This window comes from Candidatus Protochlamydia sp. W-9, from assembly GCF_001950615.1.
Taxonomy (GTDB): Bacteria; Chlamydiota; Chlamydiia; order Chlamydiales; family Parachlamydiaceae; genus Protochlamydia; species Protochlamydia amoebophila.
Window position 1 is genome coordinate 1 of record NZ_BCPZ01000150.1, and the last position, 12,092, is coordinate 12,092.

The window sequence follows — 12,092 nt, forward strand, 5'->3', positions numbered from 1 at the left end:
CATCATCGTCTTCATCATCGTCATCATCGTCTTCATCATCATCGTCATCATCGTCTTCATCATCGTCTTCATCATCATCGTCATCATCGTCTTCATCATCATCATAGTCCTCGTCATCATCATCGTCGTCATAGTCTTCGTCATCATCGTCATCATCGTCATCATCGTCATCGTCATCATCGTCATCTCCGTCGTAAATTTCTTCATTGTCATCTTCGTCAGAATTGAAGATTGATAAATACATATCAAGACAGAAATGTTCTTCAACGTCATCAAATATTACATGTTTTGCAATCATTTCAATAAAACCTATTTGGTAGAAGGAGATTTTAGGGTATGGCATAGAAGCTTGACGACATTTAGCCATGATTTCATTTCTTGAAAACATCCTAAACCTCACGTTAATGTTTAGTTAATGTTTATTGGAATTGAATGAGCAAACGATCTTGATAACTTATTGATAAGAAAATTTTTTATCAATGGACCAAGATATTAAATTCAATACCAATCATTTTTAGCTTACGTCTTATTTTAGGGCAACTTGAGGATCACTCTTTTTCTACTTCATCAAACATAGATAAAAAAATTTATTCTCTCAACAACAATTGATAAACTTAGCTTATTTATACTATTTGTTATCATCCTAAAGCTGGTCGAGATGCAAATTTCGAGGTTTTTACCTTTAAAGAAAAGTTTTTATATGAAAAAATAAATTGGATGAACTTGCTATAACATAAAACGATACATAACATAAAAAAATTTAAGCAGTGATGGCTTAAAGAAAGGCGTCTTTTGAATTGAATAAAACTAAATATTTCTCAAACATGACGGTTTCCTTTTCCATGGGGAGGTTATGATAAAAAGAGTTATTAAACAAAAACTGAGAAATTCATGAATTTACCTTTGGGCTTATCCTCTCTTGCCCTAACAGCTAAAGAAGCAGCTTTAGAAGCTGCGAAAATCTTAAAAAATGGCTTTAAACAATCGATAAAAGTTTCAACAAAGCCAGGAAGACAAAATTATGTGACTGAATATGATAACCAATCAGAAAATTGTATTATTTCATCTATAAAAAATCAGTTTCCAAGTCATCAGTTTTTAGCCGAAGAAAGCGGTCTTTCTTATCAGATTGAACCAGAAGAAGTGCTTTGGATTATCGATCCTTTAGATGGAACAACCAACTTTATTCATCATATTCCTATTTTTACAATTAGCATTGCTGCAATGATTAAACAGGAAATCGTTTGTGGTGTAATTTATCAACCTTTTACAAATGAGCTTTTTATTTCCGAAAAAAATCAAGGAGCTTACTTAAATGGAAAAAAATTACAAGTTAGTTCTACAAAATTTATTAAAGATGCTTTAATTAGCATCAATTTTCCTTACGATGTAAAAGATCACCCTATTTTTTCTATTGAACAACTTAGAGAATTTACCCTATTGGGCGCTTCTCTAAGAAATTTAGGATCCTCTTCTTTAGCTTTGGCTTATTTAGCAGCCGGTAAATTAGATGCTTTTTGGATGAACCATCTCTATCCTTGGGACTGGGCAGCTGGGAAGCTGATGATTGAAGAATCTCAAGGCAAACTGACTTTTTATCCTGAAAAAGAAAATCTTTTTACAACTTCAACTATTTTAGCCACTAATCGCCAACTTCATCCTGAACTCCTTAAATGCGTTAAACATTAACTGTTTTCATGTTGATGGACAAAAAAAATTTATGTTAAAGTGATATAGTTAATTTCATTTTCATTTTTTCGAAATTTCACCCCATGGTTTATATGTTTAATCATTTAAAAAATACTTTTTACCGTTTTTACGGCTTAATATTTTTGCTTTTATTTGCAGTAATAATAACTCCTTGTGTCGCTATTGACCAAAATCAAGATAATTACATCCAAGCATTGGGCTCTTTAACTTTTCATACAAAAATTCAATCTCGTTTAGATGAAACAAATTTAGAAGAAAGCGTCATTTTTGACGAACAAGAAGCTCTTAAATTGTGGGAATTAGCTTTTCAAACGCAAGCTTCTCTCAACAATCAGGTATCCAATGCATTTATTACGCAGCTTTATCAAGCTTATTCTTTTTACGAGGAAGGTAAAAGCAACCTTCAATTGTATCAACTGAAAGAAGCAGCTTTAAACTTTAAGCAATCTTTTAACTTACTTTGTTTTTTATGGGAAACAGCCATCGATCAGGAAGAAAAGCTTGATCTAAATAATGTAACTGCTTTAATTAGGGCAAAACAAACTGTTATCAATCAAGATTTTGAGAAAAATAAAGCTATCCCGCAGAAAGTAAGAAGAGCAATTGCTCCTTATCTTATTGCTGATAATCATCCTATGAAAAATGCACTTGATACAATTTTTTTAAAAAAACGTGTGACTGTGGATAAAAAAACTTTTCATGCTAATGGATTTAAAACTCTAAGAAAAGGTCCTCGTTCTTACGTTTATGTCGCAAGACACCCTAGTATAAATGGTTATTTAGTTAAAGCTTACATGGACAATGAATTGGACCAAAAACAAAACCATCCAAGCTGGTACTGGCTGACTAAACGTTGTGAAGGAGCCGAAAAAATTGCTAGAATTATAGCTAATCGAAAAATAAGACACTTTACAGTTGCTTCAAAATGGATTTATCCTCTTCCTGAAAATCCAGCGCCACCAAAAAATGCTTCTCACACCCGTCATTATGCTTTACTGCTTGTTAATGATATGGATTTAGTTCCCCATGATGTGAATTTACAGGTTTGGCAATCGGGTATCACAAAAGAGCATTTGCATGAACTTTATGTCATTATTACCCACGCCAAAGGTTCAAGTTATCGGCCAGATAATATCGCCTACACGCATAAAGGACAATTTGCTTTCATTGATACAGAATATCCATCCAAAGGACCTGACTATGACCGCATTAGAAAATACTTAAGTCCTGAAATGAGGACTTATTGGGATCGTTTAGTTAAAAATGGGGGGCGTTAAGCTTCCACCTTACCTAAGAAAATTGCAAGAAAGAGCTTTAATGGGACAATTATTCATCAATTCTACAGTTATGATTACTGGGGCAAGCTCTGGCTTTGGAGCCGAAACGGCCCGATTATTTGCTAAAGAAGGGGCTCATTTGATTTTGCTCGCAAGGCGAAAAGATCGATTAGTAGAGTTGCAAAATGAGTTAAAAGAAAAATTTCAAACAAAAAGTTACTGTATCATTGCTGATATTGGAAATTTTGAGCTTTTAGAAGAACAAATATCCGATCTTGACAAGAATTTTGAACGACCAAACATTTTAATTAATAATGCAGGAATGGTTAAGGGATTGGATAAATTGTGGGAAGTTAAACCTCAAGATTGGAGCACGATGATTGATACAAATATCAAAGGTGTTCTTAATGCAACAAGACTCATTGTCCCATCCATGTTAAAAGCTGATCAAGGACATATTATTAATGTAGGAAGTACCTCTGGTCACGGAATTTATTCTGGAGGTGGGGTTTATTGTGCTACAAAGTTTGCTTTAAGAGCTTTGACAGACACTCTCAGGACAGAACTTATTTCGACTCCTATTCGCGTATCCCTTATTTCCCCAGGAATAGCGAAGACAGAATTTAGTCTGGTTCGTTTTGCAGGAGATAAGCAAAAAGCTGATAAAGTTTATGAAGGATTAGAAGCTTTAAATGCGACAGATATTGCCGAAGCAATTTTGTTTATTGCATCGCGTCCTGCCCATGTTAACATTGCTGATATGGTGATCTATCCAAAAAGTCAAGCCTCTTCTTCGATCATTCATCGAGCATAAAACAAGGAAAAGTTTTTTTAATGAAGTAAACCTTTGTTTTGATATTACTTATTGAAAGTGAATCAGATATAAGAAGGTTCAACTTATTAAATTTCGCCAATTAAAATTAAAGCAATCAGGACTAAGAAAACAGCTCCCATCATGCCGTTTAGGCCGTATCCCCCTTCCCCCACCAAGCGCTCTATAAGGCCAGATAAGCAAAATATCTGGAAGGATTAAAATTAATAAAATCAACGGGGTAGTACTCAATATACCAACTCCCTTGTGAACTATTAACGAAATTTAAATAAAAAATGCTTATCCGAATACACGTCACTTATTATTGAACTACTACAATTAAATGTATTAAATATGCCACATTCAATTACAACGATAATTGGACGTCTAAGCTTACAAAATTTTAATTGGCTTCCATCCAATCTTCTTGGTAGTTTTCCAAGGCAAAAGATAAAAAACTTTGGGGATTTACCGTCTGGTGAGTAAGAATTTTTTGTTTTTTTCCTCTTAATTTGCTATTAAATTTAAATAAAAAACTCATTAATTGTTTTAACTTATTAAGTTGTCCTTTGACAGACATTTCTTTTAAATCTTCAGTAAAAACGTCGATATAGCGGCTAAATACATCCCATTTTTTTTCAAAGGGCTGAGCGGAAAAATGACTTTTAATTTCATGAAAAATAAAAGGATTAATCACACTCCCCCTTCCAATCATTAAACCATCACATTTTGTTTGCTTAAGCATGTTCAATGCATCTTGGACAGTTAAAATATCGCCGTTTCCCACAACAGGAATTTTTAAGAGTTGCTTAGCTTGAGCTATTAATTCCCATTTCGCAGGAGGTCCATATCCATCAACTTTTGTTCTAGGATGCAGTGTCAAATATTTGATTCCGCTGGCTTGCGCTGCAAGGAGATTATCATGAAATAAAGAGGTGTCTGTAAAGCCTGAACGAAGCTTTGCTGTTACAGGTACACTTACAGCCTCTACCATTGATTTAGCAACTTTATATAAATGATCAGGTTCTTTGAGTAGACTAGATCCAGCCCCTCTTCCGGTTACTGTATTAGAAGGACAACCACAATTTAAATCAATACGCTGAGCTCCTCGCCTTTCTACAGCTCTTGCCATTTCTGCCATAAGCTCTGGATCCGAACCCATCAATTGCGCAGCTTGGGGAATGGGAAAAGTTTCATTCGCTTCATAACGATTGGCTAAACTAGGAACATGAGCATTACTGGGCACTCGCATAAATTCTGTGCAAGCTTCGTCAAATCCCCCCACTGATGCCATAGCTTTTCTAAAACTGCGATCTCCAACTCCTTCCATAGGGGCAAGGATCAAATAAGGACAACCAAAAGAATTTTTAGGAAGAAAAGTCATCATTACATCATAAAACGAGTGTTGAATTAAAAAATAAAAAAAATGCAATATTCAGGATAATATCAATGGTTAGCTTCAAATGTGAATGCATACACCTTAATTCCTTGAGGAATTGTGAGTATTAATTCGTGTCTTTCTAATCTACTTTTTAAATCTAAAAGTTGATAAAGACGCTCCTGATTCACAAAAATTTCACCATTTTCATTCATATCTTTCGTATAGTATTCTGATTTTAAAGGTTTCCCGTCAATTATTAATTGGATAGGGGAAAAACTTTTTCCTCCTAGCAAAACATAAACTTGTTCTGCTTGAAAATTAACTTTTAACTGAGAAGACTGCGATTGCGAAAGAATATCCCGTTCATGGGCTTCCCATTTTCCTCGTAAAGCCACCTGATTTAAACTTACTGCATCAAAAATATCCTTATAAAAGTAAATGATATTTGGAAGAAGTTGGGGCATTTGCATGAAAGAATTCTCTTGTTCATACCCTAAATAAATATCAGGGGTGATTTCAACAGAAGTTTTAACCAGTTTATTGGAAAAAGGGTTACTAGAAAGATTAGGAAAATTTGGATGATCAATATCAAAGGACCTAAATTGCTGATTAGCCGATTGATGATTCTCAATTTGCACATCAGGCAAATCATGTAACACTGTGCGCCCAAAAAATGTATTCCAATTAAAGGCTAAGATAACCGCTAAAATGATCAACCCCAAACCCATTCCCAACCTCAGTTTTTCTCCTAACTGAATCATAGTTAATTTATTGACATGTAAGTCATATAAAAAAAGGCATAGAGAAAAAGAAACTCCTAAGGCGTAAACCAAGGCAAGAATTAACAGCATAAAAATTGTATCAATTGATGTTACAAAAGTAACTAAAGGAGCTAAAAAAAACCAAGCAATAGGACTCCATAAAAAACCTAATACCCCTCCCCATAATCCATTATATTTCGAGCTTACTGAAAAAATTTGAGGAAAACTTTGAAGAGAAATTTCTAAAAACTTAGCAAATAAAGAAGTAAAAGTCGGAAAAACTAATACCAATCCACAAAAAGCAATCCATAAAACTGCTGTGTAGCGAAGTGTGATAAAGGAAATCTCAAATCTTGCTACTAGGATCGTCAATAGCCAAAAGCCGACTATAAAAGTTCCCATCCATGACAGAGTCACTACCATCAATTTCTCTTTTTTATTTTTCTCTGAAAGGTCTAACCTCGATAAAATAGAAGACATAGGAATAGAAAGGACAGTAACTATCCCAATCAGAAATGCAAATAGAATTAACAATAACATATTAGCCCTGGGTTATCTTTTTTTAAACAGCTGGAGCAATTTAATTTTAAAAAATCATATCCATAAAAATACAATGTTGTTCCGTTCTAGAAATCTTATTTACGAAAAACCTTTATATTGTTAATAACTCTTCTGATTATAAAAGATTCAAGACAAATGACGGGGAGCTTGTATGAATAAACGCTTATTATACATTTTATTTTTCATGTGTATAAATATTTTTCTCTACGCTGAAAAAAAAGACTCTCTCAAAAAAATCTATCCTCTTAAAGCCGATCCTATCGATGTCGTGATTGTTTCTCATCCAAAAGATAGAAATACCCTGGATTATTGCATTCAAGGAATTAAAGATAATGGTGCTTTAATTAGACGTGTAATTGTGGTTTCCGAAACTAAATTAACAGACTGTGCCGAATGGTTTGACGAACATCAATTTCCCTTCAGCAAAGACACTATTACAAAAGTCATTGGGAGAGGAGACAAAAAAAGGGCAGAGACTTTTTTTAAAAAAACAGGACGAGGAGCTGGCTGGTATTTTCAACAACTTCTCAAGCTTTATTCCGCTTTTGTTATCCCCGATATTTCTTCTAATGTGTTAGTCATCGATGCCGACACCCTTTTTATGAATCCTGTAAGCTTTATTAATGAGAGGCATGGAGGTTTATTTTGCGTCAGCCCTTTTCCAGGTAAAAAACCGTATTTCAGACATGCAGAAAAACTACTTCCCGATTACCAAAGAATTTATCCAGAAGTTTATAGTGTTTGTCATCATATGCTCTTTCAAAAACCCATTTTAAAAGAGATGTTCAAAACAGTTGAGAATTACCATAAAAAAGCTTTTTGGATTGCTTTCTGTAACTGTGTGGATGTAGAAGCAGAAAAGAAAGGCGCTTCCGAATACGAAATTTATTATAATTATGCTTTAAGGCACACTGATCAAGTTCAAATTCGCCCTTTAATATGGGCTAATAGTGCTCATTTAGCTGATTGGGCTTATTATAAAAGAGATGGATATCACTTTGTCTCTTTTCATACTTATATGATTGGTAAATGGCCAAGTATTTATGGAACTCAATAATAATTGATAGAAAATGCATTTCTCGCCTTATATTTCTGTAAACTAAGAAATGCATTGAATATTTTTATGAGCCCAAAAACAAATTTAAGGGCTAACTCTCTGAAAATGAGATTTTTCTTGCTCCTCTTGCTCAAGCTTATTCCATAAAGCAACAGCATAAGCTTGCATATCAGGATTTAAAGCTGGAACGATATGCTTAAGAAAATGTCCTTTCATTTTCCCTACATGCTCAGTATCTACAAAGGCAATTTTTCCAGATTTTGTAAAAGGTTGATTGCGAGGAAAGGCATCACATCCTCCCACAGCATGTAAAACAGTACAAAGCTCTGTCAATACATCAATGTTCATATGATAGTACATTTGCATGCACATTCCGTTCGGATTTTTGTAATCATTATAAATGTCCATGTTTTCAACAATTAAAAGGTAAGATGGATCTTTATCACCCTGAGAAAATGATTTGGGTAACCTATAAAGCCATTTTTTTGGCACCACCAGATGGTTAAATCCATGTTTTAAAACGTATTGACGCAAAATTTCTGCCCCTTGGAGACGCTTAATAAAATTTTCGAGCTGTTTCTCTTGCGTCATACTATTTGGAAATTTCTTAAACAAATAACCTTGTACATAATAATGGGATCCCACCATAAGTTTACGGTGACCATGAATGACTTTAAAACCTGCTTGTTTAAAATGATCAGAAGATTTAAACATTTTTGAATCTTTAAAAATCATTTTTAAAGCATCGTGTAAAGGATGTCTGCGAGGAAGTAAATATGGTTCAAGAGATTTGTTTTGACAAGTGTTTTTTTCTTGTTTTTGTAGGTCTAGTTGGGCAGGTAATTCACCAAAAACAATCAGAAAAATGAAAAAAAAATGAAAAAATGAAAGTTTAGACTGAAGATTTAACATACTAAAACCTAATGTGAGATTTACAACCGAGCTACTTGCTTTTTGAATTTATATTTTCTAAACACTTAATCTGAACCCTTAGAAATTAAGCTAAAAAAAATTTTCAATTTAATAGATGGTTTAAAAGTTTAATCTTTTAGTGCAATTAATACTATCGAATAAAAAAAAACGCCTATTCAGAGATAAGTTAAAAAATTGATCTTTATTATTCGTTCAAAAATAACGAGGATAAATCTTTAATTTACTTAAATAGCACAATAAAAAATACATAGAAAATTTGAAGGAATGACTTTATTTCCAGTACATGTTATTAACTTTTACCTTATAAAAAATGCTGACGGACAAAACTACTTTTTCAAAAAGAGGTCTATGAAAAAAACGATAATTTTTTCAATCTACCTAATAATGGTGGTATCTTTCTGTTATCTTTTCCCAGCCTTAAATGCTAGAGAATGTGAAATAAAGCAATACTTACTACCTAAAAATCACCCATTACAAATTCCCTTAAAAAACCTTTTTCAAACTCCAAACATGTTTGATTCTCCCAGAGAGTGGCATCTCTCAGGATTCCAAGTGCTTGATCGCGTTCATCGCAAGTTAATGGTAGCTCGCCATCCAACTGTAAATAATTATTTATTTAAGAAATTTCAAAATACAGTTTCAGCTAAAAAACAGTTAAACAATTACTTAAAGAGAACATCAGGTGCGAAAGCACTGAGCCAATTTATTATACGCAATCATATAAACCATATTATCGTTCCTAAAAAATGGCTATATCCTCTTCCAAAAAAGTTTTCTGATTCGAAAACGAAAGAGCAAACTTATATTTTAATTGTGGAAGAAATGGATATTTGTGGAGGTGGGGTAGATCCAATGGGAGAAGTCGCGCTTCATTACCAACATATTCAAGAAGAATTATTGAAAGAGCTTTGCTTTGTTGTTTTTTGTTTTAGGGGTTTAGACTCTATGCTTCACAATATGCCTTTCACCTATCAAAACAAAATCACTTTTATTGATACTGAAAAGTGGAAGGAAAAAAGAGAAGGTTATTTACAAAAAGCGATGCCATTTCTTCGACCAGAAAGCCAAGCTTACGCCTTAGAAATTTTTAAAGCGTTAGAAAATCAAGAAATTAAACTAAAATAAAAAGTTTCTTTGCAACTCAATTATCCAATCTCTATTCAATAGAATTTTAGAAAAATTTGCTGTTGGCAAGGGATTTATGGAATATTTTCAAGAAAATTAAAAAAAATGACTTTTACTTTAATGTTTCAGTTTTGGAAAGAAGCGATAAAGGAAATAAAATCGCCTCTGTTTTTTAAAACAATTTGATTCTACTTACTCTACCCAATATAAAAAAACCGTTATCTTATTTAATTTGAGATCTTTATTTTTGATAAATTTCTGAATCATGAAGCAGAAATGGAAGGATTAAATTACTTCATGTCCTTTTATATCATAATGCTCAAAGATATTTTCACAAACTGTTGAATTATTAAAAATAGTAATCTGGCATCCTAACCCTTCAAAAATTTATCTGCGAATAGCTTCTTCAAAGGTTTCTCCAAATTCTACCCCCACCTCCTAATGAACACCAATCTTTAAGCACCCCTTCATTATTTAAAACTTCGCAAACAAGGAGGCGATTTTCAAAGCAAATAATACCAATAGCTTTGGCTCGAATAACATGCTTAGGGCTCCCAATAGCTTTATCCAACATCTTTTTACCTAGTTATTAAAATAATTAGGAAATATGGATCAAATCCCTTGGCGAAAAAAATCCGAAATTTTAATTTCGGATTTTAAAGAGCTTACTTTTAACCAAGAAAGTTTATTTTACTAACTGAATTTTTGGCGCAGACTGTATACACGCTTCTTCTTCTTCTTGATCTATGCACAATTGTGCACCTTGTAAAAGATAAGAAGCCAACGTAACATCACCTTCATAAGTCATTTCGACTTGCATTTGTCCATCTTCTGTTGGTTCTCCGCAGGTAATGAGCACATAACAAGATGGATTTTTATCTAAAACCTCTTGTAAATGCTTTCGACTACAATTGCTCATATTTCTCCTGATAAATAGATTCAATTAAGGAAAAAGATCAAACTAAACTGACATTGAAAGGGTCTAAAAAAAGAGGAAAACATAAGCCAGCCCCTTAGTAGAAGTCACATTAGCGGATACGCCAATTTATACACAAGCGAATTGAAAAGTTGATTTTTTCTTTAATATAAATAATTTTTAAATCATTCACAAATCTAATGCAATGAAGACCCTAGACAAATAAATAAAGAATTACAAATGGATATTTTATTCCATCCTCATCCTTATTTCTTACTTTAAAGTGAATTGAAAAGCCAGTCTGGTTACGTGCAAAATCGCGTCAAAATTTAGTCTTCCATTCATTCTTTTTCTTATTACACGAAAGATTTGAAAAAACTAATAGTTCTATTACGACGTAATTTCCTGTGTTTAGGAGATGAGATAGAATTAATTTAGCTTCCTACTCGACAAGGTTAGGATCTAAATGAGAGCCAATTCAATCGCCCCTTCAAGTAAGTTTTAAGAATAAAAAAACGTCCTCCAGCACCAATTAAAATTTTATTCGCTAGACATTTTGATCCTGTTCTCTCTCCTTTTGGCCCACTTTAAGAAGTGGTAGAGAAAAACCGCTATACTTGGATTGGCCCAAGTGTGACTGGCATAAAACAGACTGACTATTCTGGTCACGATGTTAATGATGGCATTGGAAAATTCTTATGCTGACTAAATTAGCTAAGATGTGATCCTAAATTAACGCCAGTTTAACGTAAGCTATCTTCCGGCTACCTTCTGAGGGATTTTTGTTAAAAAAAGGCCTCTTTTCTGTTAGAAGATTTTGTTTTCCAGAACAAAAACTAAGGAAAGAGGCCAAAATGAGTGAGATAGAGATAATCAAACTGTTTTGTGTTATTAATGATTTTTCTAACAGATTTCACCAAATGTGTTTCCAAAAACAAATGGAGTATACAAAAAGAAAAATCCGCAAAAAAACTTTTAGAATACCTTTAAGTGAAGTGCTAACGATTTTGCTTCATTTTCATCGTTCCAATGACGGAGCATTTAAATACTTCTACTTAAACCATGTAAAAACAACTTTAAAATATTTATTTCCTCATCTTGTTGGATACTCAAGATTTGTTTAACTAAACCTCAAGTATTTTTTCCTATGTTTTGCTTGATCCAAGAACATCAAGAGATCTGTGAAGGGATTTTATTGATAGACTCTACCGTATTAACGGGTTGCCTGTGTCAAACGTGCCTTTTCCCATCGTGTCTTTAAAGAGCAATCTAAATGGGGAAAAACAACCGTCGGCTGGTTCTTTGGGTTTAAGCTCCCTCTTGTGATTAATCACCACGCAGAAATTGTCGCATTTAAGTTGACAAGTGGCAAACTTGATGATCGCAAACCCATTGAAAAGCTACATTAATTTGATATTAATGCTAGATAGTGTAGTCAGGAGAAATAAAATAAATGCTTAAATGTGCTACTCTTCTACGCTCATCAATGGAGCATCTTATGGAAGCGCACAGAAGACATGATATATCCGACAGAGTTTGGAATTTACTGGGACCTCATTT

Annotated in this window: 11 protein-coding genes and 1 pseudogene; 6 read left to right on the forward strand and 6 right to left on the reverse strand. The window is 33.4% G+C overall.

Features of this window, described 5'->3' with window-relative positions; genetic code table 11:
- Positions 1-388, reverse strand: a 388-nt coding sequence (locus tag BU804_RS13755) for a hypothetical protein (RefSeq protein ID WP_193427205.1), incomplete at its 3' end; no start/stop codon positions are given.
- 503 nt (positions 389-891) lie between these two features.
- Here BU804_RS13755 and BU804_RS04345 point away from each other — a divergent pair.
- The 3 genes from BU804_RS04345 to BU804_RS04355 all read left to right on the forward strand — a co-directional run bounded on the left by BU804_RS04345 (position 892) and on the right by BU804_RS04355 (position 3,801).
- On the forward strand, positions 892-1,689 hold the full coding sequence (locus BU804_RS04345) for an inositol monophosphatase family protein (RefSeq protein ID WP_075883123.1): 798 nt from the start codon (positions 892-894) through the stop codon (positions 1,687-1,689).
- A gap of 92 nt (positions 1,690-1,781) precedes the next feature.
- A complete protein-coding gene (locus BU804_RS04350) occupies positions 1,782-2,987 on the forward strand; it encodes a hypothetical protein (protein WP_075883124.1) in 1,206 nt (401 codons plus the stop codon).
- A gap of 40 nt (positions 2,988-3,027) precedes the next feature.
- Entirely contained in the window at positions 3,028-3,801 is a 774-nt protein-coding gene (locus BU804_RS04355) for an SDR family oxidoreductase (protein WP_075883131.1), read from the forward strand.
- Positions 3,802-4,201: 400 nt separating this feature from the next.
- Here BU804_RS04355 and BU804_RS04360 read toward each other — a convergent pair whose 3' ends face one another.
- Both BU804_RS04360 and BU804_RS04365 read right to left on the reverse strand, forming a co-directional pair.
- Entirely contained in the window at positions 4,202-5,185 is a 984-nt protein-coding gene (locus BU804_RS04360) for a tRNA dihydrouridine synthase (RefSeq protein WP_226996131.1), read from the reverse strand.
- A gap of 59 nt (positions 5,186-5,244) precedes the next feature.
- Complete coding sequence (locus BU804_RS04365; protein ID WP_075883126.1) at positions 5,245-6,480, reverse strand: hypothetical protein; 1,236 nt, start codon at positions 6,478-6,480, stop codon at positions 5,245-5,247.
- A 172-nt stretch (positions 6,481-6,652) separates the two neighbouring features.
- Here BU804_RS04365 and BU804_RS04370 point away from each other — a divergent pair, with 172 nt between their 5' ends.
- Positions 6,653-7,558: a DUF6492 family protein gene (locus BU804_RS04370; RefSeq protein WP_075883127.1), complete on the forward strand. Its 906-nt coding sequence runs from the start codon at positions 6,653-6,655 to the stop codon at positions 7,556-7,558.
- Between the two features lie 84 nt (positions 7,559-7,642).
- Here the strand turns inward: BU804_RS04370 and BU804_RS04375 are convergent, their stop codons facing one another.
- Positions 7,643-8,470 (reverse strand): hypothetical protein, encoded by an 828-nt coding sequence (locus tag BU804_RS04375; protein WP_075883128.1) that lies wholly within the window; start codon positions 8,468-8,470, stop codon positions 7,643-7,645.
- Positions 8,471-8,839: 369 nt separating this feature from the next.
- Here BU804_RS04375 and BU804_RS04380 point away from each other — a divergent pair, with 369 nt between their 5' ends.
- Positions 8,840-9,616 (forward strand): hypothetical protein, encoded by a 777-nt coding sequence (locus tag BU804_RS04380; RefSeq protein ID WP_075883129.1) that lies wholly within the window; start codon positions 8,840-8,842, stop codon positions 9,614-9,616.
- Positions 9,617-10,022: 406 nt separating this feature from the next.
- On the opposite strand, the gene BU804_RS13255 is transcribed toward BU804_RS04380, so the two are convergent.
- Both BU804_RS13255 and BU804_RS04385 read right to left on the reverse strand, forming a co-directional pair.
- On the reverse strand, positions 10,023-10,190 hold the full coding sequence (locus BU804_RS13255; RefSeq protein WP_158025018.1) for a hypothetical protein: 168 nt from the start codon (positions 10,188-10,190) through the stop codon (positions 10,023-10,025).
- A 111-nt stretch (positions 10,191-10,301) separates the two neighbouring features.
- A complete protein-coding gene (locus BU804_RS04385) occupies positions 10,302-10,535 on the reverse strand; it encodes a hypothetical protein (RefSeq protein WP_039358342.1) in 234 nt (77 codons plus the stop codon).
- 1,229 nt (positions 10,536-11,764) lie between these two features.
- Between BU804_RS04385 and BU804_RS17445 the strand changes: the two are divergent.
- Positions 11,765-11,941: pseudogene (locus tag BU804_RS17445) on the forward strand (transposase); the annotation flags it as partial.
- Positions 11,942-12,092: the final 151 nt, after the last annotated feature.